Raw genomic sequence first — 19,278 nt, forward strand, 5'->3', positions numbered from 1 at the left:
CAGGAAGCATGCCCTCAACAGGCGCCGAGCACCGCCGCGGAGGACGACAGGCCCAGGCGCGTGGCGCCGGCGGCGACCATCGCCTCGGCGGCGTCGCGGGTGCGGATCCCGCCGGACGCCTTGATGCCGAGGCGTCCCCCGACGGCCCCGTGCATCAGTTCCACGGCGTGCACGCTCGCCCCGCCCGCCGGGTGGAAGCCGGTGGACGTCTTCACGAAGTCGGCCCCGGCGTCCTCCGCGCAGCGGCAGGCGGTCAGGACCTCCCCGTCGGTCAGGGCCGCCGACTCGATGATGACCTTGAGCACGCCCGGTGCGGGCACCGCGGCGCGCACCACGGCGATCTCGTGGGCCAGCTCCTCGTCGCGCCCCTCCTTGAGCAGGGCGAGGTTGACGACCATGTCGACCTCGTCGGCACCGTCGGCGACCGCGCGTGCCGCCTCGGTGGCCTTGACCTCGGCCTTCACCGCACCGGACGGGAAGCCGACCACCGTGGCCACGCGCACGCCGTCCGGCGTGGCGACCGGCAGCTGGGACGGCGAGACGCAGATCGCGTACGTGCCCAGCTCCCCCGCCTCGTGCGCGAGGGCGGCGACGTCGGCGGGTGTGGCCTCCGGCTTGAGCAGGGTGTGGTCGATAAGGCGGGCGAGGTCGGTGCGCTGCATGTCCCGAAGCCTACCGCGCGGGGCGTGGGCCGACCGTGCACCCCTAACACAATCCGCAGGTCGCGCTACAGCTCGAGTCGTGTTCCCACGGAGGTGCTCAGGGCGCGGTCGTAGATCGCACGCCCAACGGTCACGTCGCATACCGCCATACCGATATTGCTGTTGACGATGAGCTGGTCGGAGTTCTCCCGACCCGGCTTCACACCGGCGAGGACCTCACCCGTCTCCGAGGTGATGGAGGGCAGTCCATCCGGGAAGTACCCCATCTGGTTGAACAGCTCATGTTCTTCGATGCTGTCGACGATGTACTTGTCCGCCAGGCGTGCGATGTCCGGATCCCAGAAGGTGTTCAGGTCGCAGGGCAGGATCGTCTGCCCTGCCCCGACCCAACCCCGCTTGACGACGGACATCGGCTCCTTCAGGATCACGGTGGCCGAACTGAGCACCTCGCAGCTCTTGGCGACCGCCTCAGGCGATTCTCCCTTGACCAGGGTGAAGGGAACCTCTCCCTGCAGCTCCGCGATCAGGGCGTCTGCTGCGGACTCGCGGTGGTCGTAGACGAAGACCTTCTTCAGGTCAGGCATCGCCTCGGCAGCGAAACGGATGTGCTCCTTGCCCTGCACCCCGCAGCCGAACATCCCGAAGGTCTCGGCCCCCGGGTGCAGGGTGGCTGCCGACAGGACCGTGACTGCAGGCGTGCGCATCGCTGTGACCCACGTCGAGTCCATGATCGCCAACGGAACACCCGATTCGACGTCGTTGATCACCATCAGTCCGGTCGTCTGCGGAAGGCCGAACTTCTGCGGGTTGTTCGGGTAGCACTCGATCCACTTGCATCCCACGGCGTTCATCTCGGGCACGTAGGCTGGCATCGCGTGGTAGAAGACCTCCGGGTACGGGTGCACGCCGATCTTCGCCGGCATCTCGTAGCGGTGGTTCCCGTGTTCGACCAAGGTGTCGCTGGTGATGTCGAGGATCTCCCGGCGATTGATGCCCAGGTCGAGGACGTCCTGTTTGGTGAGGTACAGGATGTCCTTGCCGAGCTCGAGACCGGCGGACTGGGAGGATGCGGTGGTTTCTGTCATGGCGTGCCCCTGACTCTCGATGTTCGGACGGCGAGGGTATCTCGCTCGTGAGATCCATCCTGGGGTGCCCCGCCCGCCGGGTCATCCGCGCTGGAGAGGAAGTTCAGCCTCTCCGTTCCTCATCCTGTGGAATGCGCTGGTCCACGGCATCGAGCAGACGTTCAACCTTGAGCGCTACGTGCATGATGAGGCGGTCATGCCCCGTGCTGAGGTCGAGCCCGGTCAACTTACCGATCTGATTCAGGCGGTAGTAGAGGGTGCTGCGGTGGATGAACAGGGCCGCAGAGGTCATGCCCCGGTCTCCGCCGCAGTCTAGGTAGGTCTCGGCGGTGGTCCTGAGGACGCCGTGCGACGGGTCAAGCAGAGGTGTGACCGCATCCGGAACGAGCGAAGCATGGTGGCGGTCGCTGGCGGCGTCAAGGATCAGGTTGTACGGGTAGAACGTTTCCCAGTCCGTGACCGGCCCGCAGGTGCCGACCACCGTGCCGGCGTGAGCGGCAAGTTCGCTGTGGCGGTGGAGTTTCCGCGCCTCAGCGAGGAGCCCCGTTTCACTCACCCCGACCTTCGGGGCATATTCGGCCAGTTCCTCTTGCAGACGGACGGCGAGGAGGGTCGTGTCGGTCGCGACTCCGTCCGGCATGTTCAGCAACACCACCGCGCCGTCTGCACGGTCGATGACGATCACATGACGGTCCGGCCCGTTCCACGCGCCCAATACCGGCGAACTGGCGGTAGGAGGAGCCTCGATCCCCTCAGGCAACAGCACGGTGATGATCTTGGTCGCCGTGCGCTCAGCTCCGACCCCGTGGTCGCGTAGTCCCCGCAGGGCCTCCCCGATGTCCTGGTGGGGGTCCAACAGTTGCGCCGCCAGACGCGAACGTTCGGCGTGTTCGCCAGCTGGCGAGGGACGTTGGCCGAGGATCCCGGCGATTCGTTCAACATACGGCCGGACGTCACCGTCGTTCACGTCCGGACCGATCAACCACAGGAAACCACCGAGCTTGCCCTGCCATCGCAAGGGGTAGCAGCACCGCGCACGCAGGCCGAGTTCCCGGTTCTCCGGGATCATGATCCTGCCTGTCGCGGTCCGTATCCCGAACGAATGGAGGTACCTGTGGACCCGTCGGTCCATGTCACGGGTCAGCACCACATTGACCCGTGGCCCGTCCTCGTCACCGAAATGACGGCTTGAGGCGATCAATCGTCCCTCTGGATCGTCGATGGCGATCGACCGACGCAATGTGTTGGCCAGTTGGTCGAGTAACGGCTGAACATCCGTCACGGTAATTGCCCTCCCGGTGCATCATCGGCGGACCGTCGGGGTGGTGCGATCCTCTGACCAGCGGGGCGCGGGTCGATCCGTACACACGACGGCGCACAAGCCAGGGATCACAGACTACCAGTCGCCCGCGACCTGAACTTCCACGCTCGGAGGCACGGTGTCCATGCTCGTGTGTCTCGCACTGACAGAAGCATCCTACCGGTGGGTGCCGCCGCGCTGGCGGCGAGGAAGACCCGATCGCGGCGATGGCGTCGGCGGGCGCGCTCGGCAAATACGTGGTGCTCGGTTCCGGCGCCAACGGGCAGGCCCTCGACAGTCAGCTGACCGCATCGTGGAAACCATCGAACCCGTTCACAAGTTCATTCTCGTGGTGCCCTACGGCTACGTCAGGGGCATCGTCCCGGCCGCGCAGTAGGCGATCGACTGCGCCGCCGCGACGCCGGCCGGTCCTACTACGCCAACGCGGTGGAGGAGGCCTGCGCCAGGCCGTCAGCTGCGGTACGTGACCCGTCCGGTCACTTCGCCGAGAGGCGGTCTCGCACCACGGCGAAGCCCTCGGCCCAGGCCAGGAGGTCGCGCAGCAGGCCGGCGAACGGGGCGGTGGAGGTCTCCTGCGGGGTGAACTCCCCGTCGGTGGCGTCGGTGAAGATGGAGAAGGAGGCGGTGTCGCGTACGGTGGCCGCCTTGAAGTTCGCGAAGACGGAGCGCCACGCCTCGACGGCGCGCACACCCTTGTCGGCCCCGTAGGAGACGAAGGCGACGGGCTTGTGGGCGAACTCGGAGCCCACGAAGTCGATGGCGTTCTTCAGCGGACCGGGCACGCAGTGGTTGTACTCGGGGGTCACCACGATGTAGCCGTCGAAGGGCTCCAGGGCCGCACCCCAGGCCTTGGTGTGCTCGTTGGCGTACTTGTGTGCGCCACCGGGGATCTCCTCGTCGAGGACGGGGAGGTCGTAGTCGGCGAAGTTGACCACGGTGCTGTCCACGTCGGCGGCGTCGAGCTGCTCCTTGACCCAGGCGACGACCTGGGGGTTGAAGGCGCCGGGACGGCTGGAACCTGCGATGATGCCGATGCTGGTCATGGTTGTGCTCCTTGGGTTCTTTCGGGGTTACCTACCCGCACGACGATATCATAGTTGACACGTCAACTACTTCTGAGCATAGTCCCGTGCGGCGCGCGAGCACACCCACCGGTACAGGCCCACGACGATGCCCACGAACAGCAGCACGCCGACCCAGTGAGAGGCGCCCTCCCAGCCCGCCGGCATGATCGCCAGGGCGTCGGAGTCGCCGGAGGCGGCGATGATGCCGGCGTTGAGCACACCGAAGAGGCTCTCGCCCACGATCAGGCCCGTGGCACCCAGCACACCCAGGCGCTTCGCCGACTCGGCGTTGGAGCGTCCGTCCGCCCAGCGGTTGTAGAACCAGCCGATGAACGCACCGATCGGGATGATCAGGGTGAGGCTGACCGGCAGGTACATGCCCATGCCGACGGCCAGCGGCGGCAGGCTGAAACGCTTGCCGGAGGTGCGGGTGAGCACCTCGTCGACGATGATCACGCCGATGCCGATCAACGCACCCAGGCCGATCAGGCCCCAGTCCAGCGAGTCACCGAAGATGCCCTCGGCGACCGAGGACAGCAGGCCGGCCTGCGGGGCGGCCAGGGCGTCCGGACCCGCACCCGGGGTGCCGGCGAAACCGAAGGCCGTGGCCATCAGGCCCATCACCGGCGGGATGATCAGGGAGCCGAAGACCACGCCGATGATCAGGGCGGTCTGCTGCTTCCACGGCGTCGCGCCGACGAGCTGACCGGTCTTGAGGTCCTGGAGGTTGTCGTTCGAGATCGTGGCGACACCGAAGACCACCGTGGCCGTGAACAGCGTGTAGGCCACCAGCGCGGTGGGGTTGCCGCCGTCGTCGTTGCCGGTGACCAGCTTGATCAGCAGCGCCGCGAGCAGCACCACGATCACGCCGACCCCGGAGATCGGACTGTTGGACGAACCGATCAGACCGGCCATGTAACCGCACACCGCGGCGATGACCAGGCCCAGGACCAGCACGAACAGGATGCTCAGGGTGATCAGCGGGCCGGTGTGGTGGCTCACGCCGGTGCCGCTGAGGAAGGACCACAGCAGCCAGCCGATCGGCAGCATCAGCGCCAGGACGGTGACCACGAGGACCTTCACCGGGATGTCGCGCTCCGCCAGGGCGACCTGCTCGCCCTGCTTCCGGGCGCGCGAGGCCGCCAACGAGGCGGTGATGCCGCGGATGACCGGGCCGATGATCTTCACCAGGGTCCAGACCGCGGCGATGGCCATCGCACCGGCGCCGACGAAACGCACGTCGCTGGCGAAGGTGTCGGAGACGACCTCGGAGATGTCACCGACCACGGGGACGTCCCCGCTGGTGAACACCGGCAGCAGCACGCCGAAGGAGATCACCAGGCCGACGATCATCGCGATACCCACCGTGGGGCCCACGAGGTGGCCCACGCCGATCAGCGCCAGCGACAGGCTGCCGCCGGCCATCGTGCCGCCCGCACCGATGCGGAAGGTCCCGGCGACCTCGGACGCACCGACCTTCAGCGCGGAGAGCAGGGACATGCCGGCCGACGCGAGCGCGCCGACGACGATGGCGCGCAGGCCGTCACGGTTGTCGGCGTTGTCGTCGTTGTCGTCGTTGTCGTCGGCACCTTCGCCGTGGCCGTGGGGGTCGTCCTCCCCCACCTTGAGCACCTCGGCCGCCGCCACGCCCTCGGGGAAGGGCAGGTCGGAGCCGGTGACCAGTGCACGACGCAGCGGGATGGAGTACATCACGCCCAGCACACCGCCGATGAGGCAGACCAGCATCGTCGTCCAGTAGGGGAAGCCCGTCCACCAGCCGATCATGATCAGGCCGGGGAGCACGAAGATGATCGCCGAGAGCGTGCCGGCGGCAGAGGCGATGGTCTGCACGATGTTGTTCTCGGTGATGCTGTGGTTCTGCATCCGCCGCAGCACCGCCATGGAGATCACCGCGGCCGGGATGGAGGTGGCGAAGGTCAGCCCGACCTTCAGGCCCAGGTAGACGTTCGCGGCGGTGAACACCAGGGTGATCAGACCACCGAGGATGACCGCACGCAGCGTCAGCTCCCGGATCGGGGAACGTGCGCTTTTCTGGGTCGTGGTCGAGGCGTTGTTGTCGTCGGCCATGTCGTTGGCTCGCTTTCACGGACGGCGCGGCAGCGTCGTTTCGTCGGAACGTCGGCCGCAGGCGTCATCGGTTCAGTTGTGGGACCTGTGAAACTCTAGTCCCCCGTACCACAGATAGAACAGCGGGCTATACATTCTTTCGCAACACTACTGGCCCACGGAGTCCCGGAATTCCTGCTCGATGGTCTCCAGTGTCTTGTCCTTGGTCTCAGGCACCACCCGGTACACCCACACCAGGGCGACGAGCTGCAGGCCGACGAAGATGAACACCGTCGGGCCGAAACCGATGGCGTCCATGAGGTAGGGGAAGAACAGGGCCACGCAGAAGTTCACCGACCACTGCACGCCCGCGGCCAGGCCCATCGCCTCGCCGCGCACGCGCATCGGGAAGATCTCCGACATGAACAGCCAGGTCATCGCGCCCACGGCACACTGCATGATGCCCACGAAGGCGACGATCGCGGCGAGGATGACCCACTTCTTCGCCTCGACGTCGTCCGGCACCACCATCGAGACCAGCGCCATGAGCGTCAGCGTGATCACCGTGCCGGTCAGCCCGCTCATCAGCATGCGCCGCCGGCGTACGCGCGTGTTCAGGAACATCGACAGCAGCATGCCGACCACCCCGGCCACACCGATCAGCAGGTTCACGGTGAAGGCGGTGTTGCCCTCGAACCCGGCCTGGGTGAGGATCGTCACGCCGTAATACTGGATCACGTTGATGCCGGAGATCTGGTTGATCACCGCCATGCCGAACCCGATGAGCATCACGCGCCTGATCCACGGTTCGGCGAAGAGGTCACGGAACCGGCGGGAGGACGCCCCGGCGTCGTGGTCGGCGAGCGAGCGCACGCCCTCGACGTCGCCGGCGACCGGGTGGGTGATCTCGTCACTGTCCGGCTGCGGGGAGTTGTCGTTGTAGCGCGAGGTCTCGTAGTCCGGGGAGCCGTAGACCTTCTCCCGGATGGTGCGCAGGGCGTCGAGCATCTCCTCGATACGTCCGTGGCCGGCGAGCCAGCGCGGGGACTCCGGGACGATGGTCATGCCGACCCACAGGGCGATGGCCGGGACGAGACACACCGCCAGCATCCAGCGCCACGTGCCGCCCTCCTCGGCACCACCGGCACGGGCGATCAACGCATTGAAGCTGAAGGCGAGGAACTGGCCGAAGACCACCATGAACTCGTTCTGGTTCACCACCCTGCCCCGCAGGTGGGTCGGCGCGAGTTCGGCGAGGCAGATCGGGATGATGCCGGACGCGGAACCCACGGCCACGCCCAGCACGATGCGGCACAGCATCAGCACCACCCAGGTCGGCGCGAGGACCGAGCCCAGGGAACCGAGGATGAAGACCACCGCGACCACGGCGATGGTGCGGTGTCGTCCGACGCGGTCGGCGACGCGCCCGCCGAAGATGGCGCCGAAAATCGCACCGAACTGCAGGGCCGAGGTGACGATCCCCTCGAAGCGTTCCTCCAGGCCCAGGTCGGCGGTCATCGACGGCAGCGCGCCGTTGATCACGCCGGTGTCGTAGCCGAAGAGCAGCCCACCGAGGGTCAGGACGGTGACCGCCGCCCAGAAGCGACGGTTCGGCGGTCCCGCCTTCGGTGGCGGCGGTGCGCTCGGCGCGGTGCGGTCTTTCACGGTGGCGTACTCCTCGTACCGCTCGGCGGCAGAACTGTTTCAGGAACTGATCCTTAACCTGCCACCGGCGGCGAGTATTCCACCAACCCCTCAGAACCGGTCAGTCGGCGATCGCCTCCAGCGGCCGCACCCGCGACGCCTTCACCGCCGGCCACGCCGCGGCCACCACCCCGACCACGCCCGAGGCGACGACCATGCCCACGACCTGGCCCCACGGCACCGCGGTCTCACTGAGCCCCTCGGCGGCGAGCACCTGGAGGAACGCCCAGCCCAGGCCCAGTCCGACGACCACGCCGAGCAGTGCGCCGTAGAGCGAGATCTGCACGGCCTCGAGGGTGATCATGCGCCGCACCTGGCCGCGCAGGGTGCCGACGGCGCGCAGCATGCCGATCTCCTGGCGGCGCTCGATGACGTTGAGCGCGAGGGTGTTGATGATGCCGAGCACCGCCACCACCACCGCGAGCGCCAGCAGCGCGTAGAGCACGTTGAGCATCTGGTCGACGAGCACGGCCTGCTGCCCGGCGTACTCCTCGGGCGTCATCACCTGGACCACGATCTGGTCGGCGGTGGCGTCCTCAAGCCGTTCGCGCAGGGTGTCGGTGCTGACCGAGCCGTCGCCGTCGACGAAGACGGCGTAGAGGTTCGGCGAGGCCCCGGCCCCGAGCTGGGAGGCCACCGGCTCCAACGCCGACCAGGACACCAGGTGTGCGCCGAAGAGCTCGTTGGGTTCGTAGGTGCCCTGCAGCGTGACCTCGCCGACCTCGCGTTCGGGGCCGTCCGGCATGCGGACGGTCAGCGGCAGGACGTCACCGACGTCCCACCCCTCGGACGCGGCGACGTCCTCGTCGGCGACGACGCCCGGGGCGTCCAACGTCACGTCGCCGGCGGTGCCGACGAGCCCGCCGGAGACCGTGGGGTCACCGTCGATGACGCCGGTGCCGCCGCTGTAGCCGCCGACGGTGACCGGCAGGAAGCCGAACCCGGCGGCGTCCGCCACACCGTCGACGTCCCGGACCGCGTCGAGCGCGGACTGCGGGACGGGGAAGGCGCCGTTGGACGGCCCGGCGAGCACGTAGTCCGAGGTCACCGAGTCGCCGATGAAGCCGCTGATCGAGGCCTTCATCGACGCGCCGAGCATGCCGATGCAGGCGACCAGCGCCACGCCCAGGGTGAGGGCAAACGCGGTCGTCGCCGTGCGGCGCGGGTTACGTCCCGAGTTCGTCGCCGCCAGGCGTCCGACCTGGCCGAACGGTGCACCGACGACCGCGCCGATGCCGCGCACCACCGGCACCGACAGCGCCGGGGACACCAGGAACGTACCCAGGATCACCGCCAACGCGCCGACGCCGACGAGCGAGGCGCGCGGGCCGGTGGACGCCCCGTCCAGCAGGACGCCGACCACCGCGGCGACCACGCCGACGGCCAGCACGACGGCCCCGGTGACCGTGCGCCCACGCAACGGCGAGCTGGACGACTGGTCGCCGGAGCGCATCGCCTCGACCGGACGCACCGAGCCCGCACGTCGGGCCGGGGCCCAGGCGGAGACCACCGTGACCAGCACGCCGAGGATCAGCGGCAGCACCACCGAACCCACCGTGACCTGCACACCGGTGTTCGGCAGGCCGGCACCGGTGGCGCCGATGACCGCGTAGATCGCCTGCGTCAGCCCCACCCCGGCGAGCACGCCGAGCAAGGAGCCGACGATGCCGACCACCACCGCCTCGAAGACCACCGAGACGGTCAGCTGGCCGGAGGCCACACCGAGGGAACGCAGCAGCGCGAACTCGCGCATGCGCTGCGCGACGATCATCGAGAAGGTGTTGGCGATGATGAACGTGCCCACCACCAGGGCGATCAGACCGAAGGCGACGAGGAAGTAGTTGACGAAGCTGAGCGCCTGGTCGATCTCGGCGGCCTGGTCAGCGGCGACCTGTTCGCCGGTCTTCACCTCGACGTCGCCCAACTCCGGGTGCTCGGCGGCGAGGTATGCGCCGACCTCGTCGGCCAGGGCGTCCGCACCGGTGCCGGACGCCGCGGCGAGCGAGAATCCGCCGGTCGTCGCGCCGTCGGTGAAGGTGTCGACGAACGCCGGTTCGTCCATCATCAGGCCGAGGAACCCGCCGCCGTCGATGTCGATGTCGTAGATGCCCGACACGGTCACCGGGTGTGAACCGGAGGTGTCGACCACGGTGAGTTCCTCACCGACGCTGAGACCGTGCTCCTCGGCGGCAGTGCTGTTGACGACGACCTCGCCGGGGCCCTGCGGTGCCTCGCCGTCGACGATGGCGGTGTCCGGGCCGACGGCGGCGTCCGGCGCGTACCAGGGCATGGCGAAGGCGGGCGCGCCGCCGGTCTGCAGGGTCTCCTGCGTGCCGTCCGCCCCGGCGGTGGCGACGACCACGGTGACCTCGTCGCTGACGGAGACCCGGTCGACGCCCGGGACGTCCTCCAGCCCGTCGGCGAGGTCCAGCGGCAGGGCCGTCCCCGACGGCGGGGCGGACACGACCACGTCGATGCCGCGGGTCGTGGACTCGGTGAGGGTGTCGAAGGTCTTCTGCAGCGAGGAGGTGAACATCAACGAGCCGGCGATGAACGCGGTGCCCAGCACCACGGCCAGCACCGTGAGCACGAGGCGGACCTTGTGGGCGGCGAGGTTGCGCAGCGAGACCCGGCGCATGGTGGTTGCTGAGGAGGAACGGGAGGACATGGCCCCTACAACCCCTCGATACCGGTCATGGTGCCCAGGATCTGCTCCACGTCCGGGTCGCGCAGCTCGTGCACGATGCGCCCGTCGGCGAGGAAGACGACACGGTCGGCGTAGGCGGCGGCCTTGGCGTCGTGGGTGACGATGACCACGGTCTGGCCGTCCCGGTCCACCGCGGTACGCAGGATGTCGAGGACCTCCGCCGAGGAGTTGGAGTCCAGGTTGCCGGTCGGCTCGTCACCGACGATGATCTCCGGACGCGCCACCAGGGCGCGGGCGCAGGCGACGCGCTGCTGTTGGCCGCCGGAGAGCTCGGAGGGGCGGTGCCCCAGCCGGTCGGTCAGGCCCAGCCGCGAGGTGATCTCGGCGAACCACTCCTTGTCCACCTTGTCCCCGGCGATGTCGATCGGCAGGGTGATGTTCTCCGCGGCGGTGAGGGTGGGGACCAGGTTGAAGGACTGGAAGATGAACCCCAGCCGGTCGCGGCGCAACCTGGTCAGGGCCTTGTCGCCGAGACCGGAGATGTCCGTGTCGCCGAGGAAGGCGGAGCCGGAGGTGGGGCTGTCCAGGCCGGCCATGCAGTGCATCAGCGTGGACTTGCCGGAGCCGGACGGCCCCATGATGGCGGTGAACTCGCCTGCGGTGAAGTCCACGCTGACGTCGTCGAGGGCGGTGACGCGGGTGTCGCCCGCCCCGTAGGTCTTGGTCAGGCCCTCTGCGCGGGCTGCCGAGTGTGCGGTTGCGGTTGCCACTGGGTCTTGTCCTCTCTCACGGTGCGGGGAGAACGGCTCTCCCTGTCGTTACCCCTTAGAGCGTAGGGCCTGGGACCGGCCGGCACCTCCGGGAAGACCCTGAGATGTGCCCCCGGTTACCGCCCGGCCTTCCGGGCGACACCCCACCCGGCGGCGCGCAGCAGGAGCAGGTACGGGATCCGGGTGAACCGCTTGGAGTACCACGAGAGGGTCGCCACCCCGTCCGGGGTCACCACGGTCCGGCGGGCCTCGACACCCTTCACCGCCCGGCGCGCGACGATCTCGGAGGTCAGCCAGGTCCGGCCGAGGAGGACGCGGGCCACGGCGTCCATCGCGTCGTCGTCCCCGACGAGCGAATCGGCGAGACCTGACCTGAAGAACTGCGGGCAGATCACCGTGGTGCTGATCCCCCGGTGCCTCAGTTCGGCGTCCAGTGTCTCCCCGAGCGCCACCACCGCGGCCTTCGTGGCGTTGTACGTCGACATCGCCGGGGCGTGGACGAGGCCGGCCGCGGACGCCGTGAGCACGATGCGTCCGCCGGTCGCGAGTTTCGGGACGAAGGCCCGGAGTCCGCGCACCGAGCCGAGGAGGTTGATGTCCAGGGCCTTCTGCCAGGTGTCCACCGTGGTCTCGGTGATCCGTCCGCCGACGGCGATGCCGGCGTTGCTGACGAGGATGTCCAACGAGTCCAGGTCAGCGGCCGCGGCCTGCCAGTCCTCGTCGCTGGTCACGTCGAGCCGGCGGTACGTCCAGTCCCCCGCCAGCGACCGGACCTCGGACGGGACGTCCTCGTGGAGGTCGGTGAGGATCACCCGGTCGCCCTTGCCCAGGAACTGCCGGGAGATCTCCAGACCCAGGCCCGAGGCCGCCCCGGTCACCAGCACGGTGCGCGGGCCGGCGTCCTTCTTCCTGGTCATCATCAGTTCCCCGTCCTGTCGCGCACGCCCGTGTCGGCGTCACCGTGGGTCGCCCACACGCCGAACAGGAAGCGCTGGTAGTGCTCGGCGAACTCCTGCGGGTACTCCAGCTGGGGCATGTGCCCGCAGTCGTCGAAGACCACCGCGTCCTGCACGTCGATCTGCTCGAGCCCCGCCCGGAAGTCGCGGTACGGCAGGATCGCGTCCTTGCTGCCCCAGGTCAGCATGACCGGGATGCGCCCTGCCGTGGCGTCGCTGAACCGTGCGAGCAGGTCGCGACGCCACCGTTCCGCGACACCCAGCGGGGAGCCCAGGTGCCGGACGAAGGAGTGGAATGTCGCGGAGCGGTGCGGGTGGCGGGCGATCCGGCGCTGCACCTCCAGACGGTGGCGGGTCACGGCACCAGGACGGCGCAGGACGACGTGCTCGACCGGCTGGTAGACCGCCCGCAGGCGGGTGGTCGCGGCGTTGAACCGTCCCAGCCCGGGGACGGCGATCAACCGGATCAGCGGTGTGGTGCTGTCGCCGAAGCCCACCGGGTCCGCCAGGGAGACGCTCGACACCTGGTCGGGACGTTGCGCGGTCATCTCCATCGACAGCGCCCCGCCCAGGGAGTTCCCGACCAGGTTGACCCGGGTCTCCCCGAGGTCGTCGAGGACCTTCCAGAGCAGTTCGGCGGTGTCGGCGAGGGTGACGCGTGCGGCAGGGTCGCTGAACCCGAAGCCGGGGACGTCGAGGGCGATGTAGCGACTGTTCTCCCCGACGAGGACTGCCTGGTCGTCCCAGTCCTCCAGGGAGCGTCCGATGCCGTGGATCATGACGATCACGTCCCGGCCGTCCTGCCGCGTGCCCGGCCCACCTCGGCGCAACCGCACCGTCCGGCCGCCCACGGTGACCGTCTCCGTCGGAGGGAGCGCCCGGAGGTCGGTCGCCACGAACGGGCCGTCGGCCTCGACGGTCTGGATCGCCGGACCGGGTCGGGACCGTCCCACGCGCGACAGGCAGCGGTCACCGAAGGCCATGTCCCGACGCTGGTCACCGAAGGCGAGGCCGGGCAGCTCGGTGAGGTAGTTCTGCGTGTACCGCCACGGTGAGGCGTCCCCCTGGGTGGGGAACCTGTGCACGCCGCGCCGGACGTAGCCCGCGTCGAAGTCGAGCAGCGGGCGGTCGCTGCGCCCCGGCGGCAGTTCCGGGCTGTAGTACTCCTCCCCGGTCTTCCACAGCTTCACCATGTAGCGCGACACCATGTCGGAACGCAGCGTCCAGGAGGCGTTCACGTAGCCGACGGTGAAGCTGAAGTTCGGCAGGCCGGCCAGCATGATCCCCCGGTAGAAGACCTGTTCGTCGAGCGCCAGTTCCCGCCCGTCGACGCTCAGCGTGCCACCGCCGAAGGCCTCGAGCTCCAGGCCGGTGGCGGTGACGATGACGTCGGCGGCCAGCTCCCTGCCCGAGTCCAGGCGGACACCGTCGGCGGTGACATGGTCGATGGTGTCGGTGACGACGAGGGCGTTGCGCTTCAGCGCGGAGAAGATGTCGCCGTTGGGCGCCTTGCAGACCCGCTGGTCCCACGGGTTGTACCGGGGAGTGAAGTGCTCGTCGATCTGGTCCCCGGACAGGTACGGGCGTTGCATCAGCCGCAGCGCGTTCCGGAACAGCCACGGGGCCCGCTGGGCGAGGACGTACTGTGCCATGTCACGGACGGCGTGGTTGAGTCGCGCGGCCCGGTGGGCGGGCCCGGCGGGCAGCAGTCTGCTCCAGATGCCGCTGATGACGTCGACGTCCGGCAGCGGGGCGACGTAGCTGGGGCTGCGCTGCAGCATGGTGACGTCCGCCCCGGCCTTCTCCAGCGCCGGGACCAGGGTGATCGCGGTGGCTCCGGAGCCGATGACCACGATCCTCGACCCCTCGACGTTGAGGTCCTCCGGCCACTCCTGCGGGTGGATGATCTGCCCGGTGAAGTCCTCCTCGCCGGGGAAGTCGGGCCGGAACCCCTTGTCGTGGGAGTAGTAGCCGGAGGCGTAGTGGATCCGGCGCGTGTAGATCGTGCGCTCCCCTTCCGTTCCCACGGCGGTGACGGCGTAGAGGTTCAGGTCGGTCCGCCAGTCCGCGTCCCTGATCCAGGATCCGGTGTGCAGCCGTTCCAGGGCGCCGCAGTCGCGGGCGACGTCGCGGATGTACTCCTTGATGTCCGCGCCCTGCCCCAGCGTTCCCTTGTGCGGCCAGGGGCGGAAGGGGAACCCAAAGGTGGCCATGTCGGAGTCCGAGCGGATGCCCGGGTAGGTGAAGGTGTGCCAGGTTCCGCCGAGGTCGTCGTGGGTGTCGTGGATCTCCCACGACCAGTGGGGGAAGTTCTGGGCGACGTGGTGGGCGAGGTCGATACCGGAGAGGCCCGCACCCACGATCAGCAGATCGAGGGGCTGGTCGACGGTGCCAGATTCTGTAGTCATGGCTACACCATAGTGATGTCTCCGAAACGATACCTGTTATCCGTTGAACTCGGCCGGGTGTGGCCCGGTGCGCATGCCCCGGTCCAGGGCGTCGATGCGGGCGAGGTCGGACGCCGTGAGGTGGACGTCGGTGGCCGCGAGGTTCTCCGCGATACGGGCCGGGGTGACGGACTTGGGGATCACCACGCGCCCCTGCTGCAGGTGCCACGCCAGGACGACCTGCGCGGCGGTGGCACCGTGGGCGGCGGCGATGTCGGTGACGACGGGGTCGGCGAGCGCCGCGCCCTGCCCGAGCGGACTCCACGCCTCGGTGACGATGCCGTGGGCCGCGTCGGCGGCGACGGTGTCGCGGTTCTGCAGCGCGGGGTGCAGCTCGACCTGGTTGACCGAGGGCACCGTCCCGCTGGAGTCATCCCGTTCGACCAGTCGCCGCAGGTGCTCGGGCAGGAAGTTCGAGACCCCGACCGAGCGGGTGAGCCCGGCGTCGCGCACCTCCCGCATGCCCTCCCAGGCCGCCAGGTAGTCGTCGGTGGCCGGTGCGGGCCAGTGGATGAGGAACAGGTCGACCTGGTCCAGGCCGAGTCGTTCGAGGCTGGCCTCCAGTGCGGGACGCACGCCGTCTCGCGACAGGCCGTCGAGCCAGAGCTTCGTGGTGACGAAGAGTTCCTCGCGGGGGAAGCCGGACGCTGCGACGGCGCGTCCGACGCCGGCCTCGTTGCCGTAGACCGCGGCGGTGTCGATGCTGCGGTAGCCGGTCTCCAGGGCGGTGGCGACGGCGCGGTGCGCGCCGTCGTCGGGCACCTGGAAGACGCCGAAGCCGAGCTGAGGCATGGCGGTGCCGTCGTTGAGGGTGATGGTGGGGATCATGGTGTTCTCCTTGAGATGGGTTAGACGTGTGCGGGGTCGGCGGGAACAGTGGCGTCGGTCGCAGCGGCACCGCCCGGCGTCCGTGCGAACTCGCCGCCACGGGCGCGGGACGCCACGACGAACAGGGCCAGGCCCGCCGCCGTGACGGCCGCGCCGACCCACAGCGGCGAGGTGTAGCCCAGGCCGGCGGCCAGGGCCAGGCCCGAGAGCCATGCGCCGACGGCGTTGCCGACGTTGAAGGCGGCGATGTTCGCCCCCGACGCCAACGTCGGGGCGTCCGACGCGTGGTTCATGATGCGCATCTGCAGGCCGGGCACGGTGGCGAACCCGACCCCGCCCATCAGCACCAGCGCGACGACGGTGGCGACCTGGCTGGTGGCGGTGAGCGCGAAGCCCACGAGGATCACCGTGAGCACGCCGAGCAGGACGGCGAGGGTCGCGCCGAGATTGCGGTCGGCGGCGCGTCCTCCCGCGAGGTTGCCGACGAACAGGCCGACCCCGAAGAGGACGAGCAGCCACGGCACCGTCGCCGGGGAGAACCCGGAGACCTCGGTGAGGGTGAAGGCGATGTAGGTGAAGGCTCCGAACATGCCGCCGTAGCCGAGCACCGTGACCGCCATCGACAGCCAGACCTGGCCGGAACGGAAGATCGCGAACTCCCCGCGCACGGAACCGCCTCCGGACGCAGCGGACGGCGCAGGCGACGCCGGCACCAGCGCGGCGATCGCGGCGAAGGCGACGAGGCCGACGGCGGTGATGGCCCAGAACGTGGCGCGCCAGCCGAAGGCCTGGCCGATGAAGGTGCCCAGGGGGACGCCGGCGACGTTGGCTACGGTGAGGCCGGCGAACATCATCGAGATCGCGCCGGCACGGCGGACCGGGGTGACCAGGTCGGCGGCGACGACGGCGCCGATGCCGAAGAAGGCACCGTGGCACAATGCGGCGACGACGCGTCCTGCCAGCATGAGGCCGTAGGTCGGGGCGAGGGCGGACATCATGTTTCCCACGATGAACAGGACGAGCAGGCCGAGCAGGGCGGTGCGGCGTTCCATGCGACGCAGCGCCACGGTGAGGATGATGCCGCCGACGGCGACGGAGAGTGCGTAGCCGGAGATCAGGTAGCCGGCGGTGGTGTCGGTGACGCCGAAGTCGGCGGCGACCTCGGGCAGCAGTCCCATGATCACGAATTCGGTGAGGCCGATGCCGAATCCTCCGAGGGCCAGCGCGTAGAGGGCTGCGGGCATGGCGGGGTCCTTTCATGTTGTTGCGTCTGCAGTAGTTGTGCGTGCATTAGTTGCACGCGCAATGTTCTAGATAGTTGCACACGCGGTATATGCGCGCAAGTCGGCTATAGTGGGGTCCATGAGCATCTCCGACGACGCCGTCGAGGTCCGCACCCGCGGCTGGCGCACCCTCGCGGCCCTGCACAGCGCGATCGACACCTCCCTGGAACGCGCGCTGAAGGACGGCCACGACCTGTCCGTCGTCGAGTTCGCCGTCATGGACTCCCTCGACCGGCAGGACGGCTGGCACATGCGCATGGCCCAGCTCGCCCGCGCCGCCGCCCTCTCCCCCAGCGCCACAACACGCCTGGTCAGCCGCCTGGAGAGCCGCGGCCTGCTGCGTCGCATCCTCTGCGACGACGACCGCCGCGGCATCTACACCGAACTCACCGACGACGGACGCGACCTGCTCAACGCCGCCCGCCCCACCCACGACCGCACGCTGGAGGACGCGCTGGACGCCGCCTCCGACGTCCCGGAGCTCGCCCCGCTCGCCGACGCGCTGCACGCCGGCAACTTCCGGTAGCGCGGCGCGCGGGGTGCGTCCGGCGCGAGCGGCGACCCCGCGTCGCGTACAGGATCCGGTCGATCCCTGGCGCGGGAGGACCGAATCCGGCACGCGACGCGGGGTTGGTGTGACCCTGAAGGGCGTCACCGTCCGCGATACAGTCAGTGCCCAATGACTGTAGAAACCTGGCGCATCACCCACCCCTCACTGGGGCGCATCGAGGTATCCACCGGCCCGGAGACTCAGCTTCGCGCCCTAGACCCGCACTTCCCGCAGGGCAAGAGCACCTCGGACTCTCCCCGGCTTCTCGTGCGGGTCGACGGCGTGGTCGTCGCGCGTCGAAAGTCCCTGAACAACACCAAGATCGATATCTCGGAGAAGACCGTCGCCGACCCGGACAAGCGCCCGGCGCCCGGCGAATACGGGCACCAGGAGACCGTCCTCAAACCTATGCTGGAGATCGAGTCGAACTGGGCGGACTCCTGGGTGCGCACCGTCACCCTCCGCTCCCGCGACACCGTCGTCCAGCTCGACGCCCCGGCCGGGTCGCGCGCGGCGAAACGACAGGACGCCATGGACCGCTCCCGGGTGAAACGCTGGGCGTACCCGCTGCTCGCCGGGGTGGGTAAGGGTGGCTGGGCGCTCGGCGTCATCGTGCTCGGCCCCCTGGTGGTGGGGCTGCTACGCCGGCTCTGGCGGTGGGTGTCGCAGTTCCTGCCGGACTGGGACATCACCCTCCCGTCCATCCCGTGGCCGGACATCAAGCTGCCATCGATCCCGTGGCCGGACATCACCCTGCCGAGCCTGCCGAGCTGGGACGCACCGTGGTGGATCGGGATCCTCGCGGAGTACTCCAAGGTGTGGGTGCCTGTCCTGATCGGCATCGGTATCGGGGTCGTGGCGATCCGCAACCACCGCCGCTCCGAACGCACGAAGCGGGAGTGGAGCGTCCGGCAGAACGTGCGGACGGACGCCGTCCGGCAGGACGTCGCGGCGGCGCTGCACGCCCCGGCGTCCCGCGCCGCGCAGGCGTTTCGCGCGAGGGTCACCGAGCTGGAGCGCCGTACCGGCCCACCATCGGCGTAGCGTGGCGTCATGTCGAACACCACCGCAGAACTCGCCCGGAAGGCCACCCGCCTCCTCGACCTCCACCACGACGACGCCCCCGTCGTCCTCCCCACCGTCTGGGACGCCTGGAGCGCCCGCCTCGCCGAGGACGCCGGCTTCACCGGACTGACCGTCGGCTCCCACCCCGTGGCCGACTCCCTCGGCTACGACGACGGGGAGAACACCCCCGTCGACCTCTACTTCCAGGCCGTCGCGCGCATCACCGGCGCCGTCGACGTCCCGGTGTCCGTCGACGTGGAGTCCGGCCTCGGCCTGCAGCCCGCCGAACTCGTCCGCAACGTGCTGGACGCCGGCGCCGTCGGCGTGAACATCGAGGACACCGTCCACACCGAGGACCGCTACCGCAGCCCCGAGGAGCACGCCGCCTACATCGCCGCGGTGCGCGCCGCCGCCGACGCGCAGGACGTCCACCTCGTCATCAACGGCCGCACCGACGCCTTCACGAAGGATGGTGAGGACGCCGCACTCCTCGACGACGCGCTCACCCGCCTGCGCCTGATGCAGGACGCCGGCGCGGACTCGCTCTACCCGGTGAAGATCCCGTCGCAGGACGTCCTCACGCAGATCCTCGACCAGGTCAGCGTGCCGCTCAACGTCACCGCCCACCCGCGGGACGGGGCAATCCCCGGGGCGATGAGCCTCGCGGACGCCGCGCGGGCCGGGGTGGGACGCATCTCCTTCGGGCCGCTGCTGCAGGCCGCGCTCGCCGACACCGCCGGCGAGCTCCTGAACGGCTGGCGCGGGTAACTACCCCGCCTTCGCCCGCGACAGCGGCCACGTCGTATGCAACAATGCACCCCATTCGCAT

General features: G+C 69.4%; 15 protein-coding genes. 3 read left to right on the forward strand and 12 right to left on the reverse strand.

The features are described 5' to 3' along the window. Window positions 1-14: 14 nt before the first annotated feature. The 12 genes from deoC to ACT3UN_RS08045 all read right to left on the reverse strand — a co-directional run bounded on the left by deoC (window position 15) and on the right by ACT3UN_RS08045 (window position 16,795). The gene (deoC, locus tag ACT3UN_RS07990) at window positions 15-662 is read right to left on the reverse strand and encodes a deoxyribose-phosphate aldolase (RefSeq protein ID WP_301443015.1); all 648 of its coding nucleotides are present in this window, start codon (window positions 660-662) and stop codon (window positions 15-17) included. A gap of 65 nt (window positions 663-727) precedes the next feature. After that, on the reverse strand, window positions 728-1,747 hold the full coding sequence (locus ACT3UN_RS07995) for an ornithine cyclodeaminase family protein (protein WP_441582334.1): 1,020 nt from the start codon (window positions 1,745-1,747) through the stop codon (window positions 728-730). A 103-nt stretch (window positions 1,748-1,850) separates the two neighbouring features. Then, window positions 1,851-3,029 (reverse strand): PucR family transcriptional regulator, encoded by a 1,179-nt coding sequence (locus tag ACT3UN_RS08000; RefSeq protein ID WP_441582335.1) that lies wholly within the window; start codon window positions 3,027-3,029, stop codon window positions 1,851-1,853. A 515-nt stretch (window positions 3,030-3,544) separates the two neighbouring features. Then, the gene (locus tag ACT3UN_RS08005) at window positions 3,545-4,111 is read right to left on the reverse strand and encodes an NADPH-dependent FMN reductase (RefSeq protein ID WP_301443217.1); all 567 of its coding nucleotides are present in this window, start codon (window positions 4,109-4,111) and stop codon (window positions 3,545-3,547) included. Window positions 4,112-4,177: 66 nt separating this feature from the next. Further along, complete coding sequence (locus ACT3UN_RS08010) at window positions 4,178-6,220, reverse strand: OPT family oligopeptide transporter (protein WP_444656871.1); 2,043 nt, start codon at window positions 6,218-6,220, stop codon at window positions 4,178-4,180. A 147-nt stretch (window positions 6,221-6,367) separates the two neighbouring features. Then, the gene (locus ACT3UN_RS08015; RefSeq protein ID WP_444656872.1) at window positions 6,368-7,864 is read right to left on the reverse strand and encodes an MFS transporter; all 1,497 of its coding nucleotides are present in this window, start codon (window positions 7,862-7,864) and stop codon (window positions 6,368-6,370) included. A 100-nt stretch (window positions 7,865-7,964) separates the two neighbouring features. Then, window positions 7,965-10,571 carry an ABC transporter permease gene (locus ACT3UN_RS08020; protein WP_441582338.1) on the reverse strand — a complete coding sequence of 869 codons (2,607 nt, stop codon included), beginning with the start codon at window positions 10,569-10,571 and terminating at the stop codon, window positions 7,965-7,967. A gap of 5 nt (window positions 10,572-10,576) precedes the next feature. Next, window positions 10,577-11,320 carry an ABC transporter ATP-binding protein gene (locus tag ACT3UN_RS08025; protein ID WP_441578855.1) on the reverse strand — a complete coding sequence of 248 codons (744 nt, stop codon included), beginning with the start codon at window positions 11,318-11,320 and terminating at the stop codon, window positions 10,577-10,579. Window positions 11,321-11,436: 116 nt separating this feature from the next. Next, window positions 11,437-12,237, reverse strand: a complete 801-nt coding sequence (locus tag ACT3UN_RS08030; protein WP_441582339.1) for an SDR family NAD(P)-dependent oxidoreductase — start codon at window positions 12,235-12,237, stop codon at window positions 11,437-11,439. 2 nt (window positions 12,238-12,239) lie between these two features. After that, the gene (locus ACT3UN_RS08035) at window positions 12,240-14,684 is read right to left on the reverse strand and encodes an alpha/beta fold hydrolase (protein ID WP_444656873.1); all 2,445 of its coding nucleotides are present in this window, start codon (window positions 14,682-14,684) and stop codon (window positions 12,240-12,242) included. 36 nt (window positions 14,685-14,720) lie between these two features. Beyond that, window positions 14,721-15,551 carry an aldo/keto reductase gene (locus tag ACT3UN_RS08040; protein WP_441582341.1) on the reverse strand — a complete coding sequence of 277 codons (831 nt, stop codon included), beginning with the start codon at window positions 15,549-15,551 and terminating at the stop codon, window positions 14,721-14,723. A gap of 20 nt (window positions 15,552-15,571) precedes the next feature. Next, entirely contained in the window at window positions 15,572-16,795 is a 1,224-nt protein-coding gene (locus ACT3UN_RS08045) for an MFS transporter (RefSeq protein ID WP_444656874.1), read from the reverse strand. 118 nt (window positions 16,796-16,913) lie between these two features. Here ACT3UN_RS08045 and ACT3UN_RS08050 point away from each other — a divergent pair, with 118 nt between their 5' ends. From ACT3UN_RS08050 to ACT3UN_RS08060, 3 genes are all read left to right on the forward strand, one after another. Continuing rightward, a complete protein-coding gene (locus tag ACT3UN_RS08050) occupies window positions 16,914-17,360 on the forward strand; it encodes a MarR family winged helix-turn-helix transcriptional regulator (protein WP_301443367.1) in 447 nt (148 codons plus the stop codon). A gap of 153 nt (window positions 17,361-17,513) precedes the next feature. Next, window positions 17,514-18,428 (forward strand): hypothetical protein, encoded by a 915-nt coding sequence (locus ACT3UN_RS08055; RefSeq protein ID WP_301443366.1) that lies wholly within the window; start codon window positions 17,514-17,516, stop codon window positions 18,426-18,428. Between the two features lie 9 nt (window positions 18,429-18,437). After that, the gene (locus ACT3UN_RS08060) at window positions 18,438-19,217 is read left to right on the forward strand and encodes an isocitrate lyase/PEP mutase family protein (RefSeq protein WP_441582344.1); all 780 of its coding nucleotides are present in this window, start codon (window positions 18,438-18,440) and stop codon (window positions 19,215-19,217) included. Window positions 19,218-19,278: the final 61 nt, after the last annotated feature.

The sequence above is a fragment of the Corynebacterium sp. AOP12-C2-36 genome (genome assembly GCF_052379185.1).
Taxonomy (GTDB): Bacteria; Actinomycetota; Actinomycetes; order Mycobacteriales; family Mycobacteriaceae; genus Corynebacterium.

Excerpts from the sequence above, each read along its gene's own strand:
- ACT3UN_RS08020 (WP_441582338.1), bottom strand. The coding sequence starts at position 10,571 with ATGTCCTCCCGTTCCTCCTCAGCAACCACCATGCGCCGGGTCTCGCTG.
- ACT3UN_RS08050 (WP_301443367.1), top strand. The coding sequence starts at position 16,914 with ATGAGCATCTCCGACGACGCCGTCGAGGTCCGCACCCGCGGCTGGCGC.
- ACT3UN_RS07995 (WP_441582334.1), bottom strand. The coding sequence starts at position 1,747 with ATGACAGAAACCACCGCATCCTCCCAGTCCGCCGGTCTCGAGCTCGGC.
- ACT3UN_RS08040 (WP_441582341.1), bottom strand. The coding sequence starts at position 15,551 with ATGATCCCCACCATCACCCTCAACGACGGCACCGCCATGCCTCAGCTC.
- ACT3UN_RS08010 (WP_444656871.1), bottom strand. The coding sequence starts at position 6,220 with ATGGCCGACGACAACAACGCCTCGACCACGACCCAGAAAAGCGCACGT.
- deoC (WP_301443015.1), bottom strand. The coding sequence starts at position 662 with ATGCAGCGCACCGACCTCGCCCGCCTTATCGACCACACCCTGCTCAAG.
- ACT3UN_RS08060 (WP_441582344.1), top strand. The coding sequence starts at position 18,438 with ATGTCGAACACCACCGCAGAACTCGCCCGGAAGGCCACCCGCCTCCTC.
- ACT3UN_RS08035 (WP_444656873.1), bottom strand. The coding sequence starts at position 14,684 with ATGACTACAGAATCTGGCACCGTCGACCAGCCCCTCGATCTGCTGATC.
- ACT3UN_RS08005 (WP_301443217.1), bottom strand. The coding sequence starts at position 4,111 with ATGACCAGCATCGGCATCATCGCAGGTTCCAGCCGTCCCGGCGCCTTC.
- ACT3UN_RS08030 (WP_441582339.1), bottom strand. The coding sequence starts at position 12,237 with ATGACCAGGAAGAAGGACGCCGGCCCGCGCACCGTGCTGGTGACCGGG.
- ACT3UN_RS08055 (WP_301443366.1), top strand. The coding sequence starts at position 17,514 with ATGACTGTAGAAACCTGGCGCATCACCCACCCCTCACTGGGGCGCATC.
- ACT3UN_RS08045 (WP_444656874.1), bottom strand. The coding sequence starts at position 16,795 with ATGCCCGCAGCCCTCTACGCGCTGGCCCTCGGAGGATTCGGCATCGGC.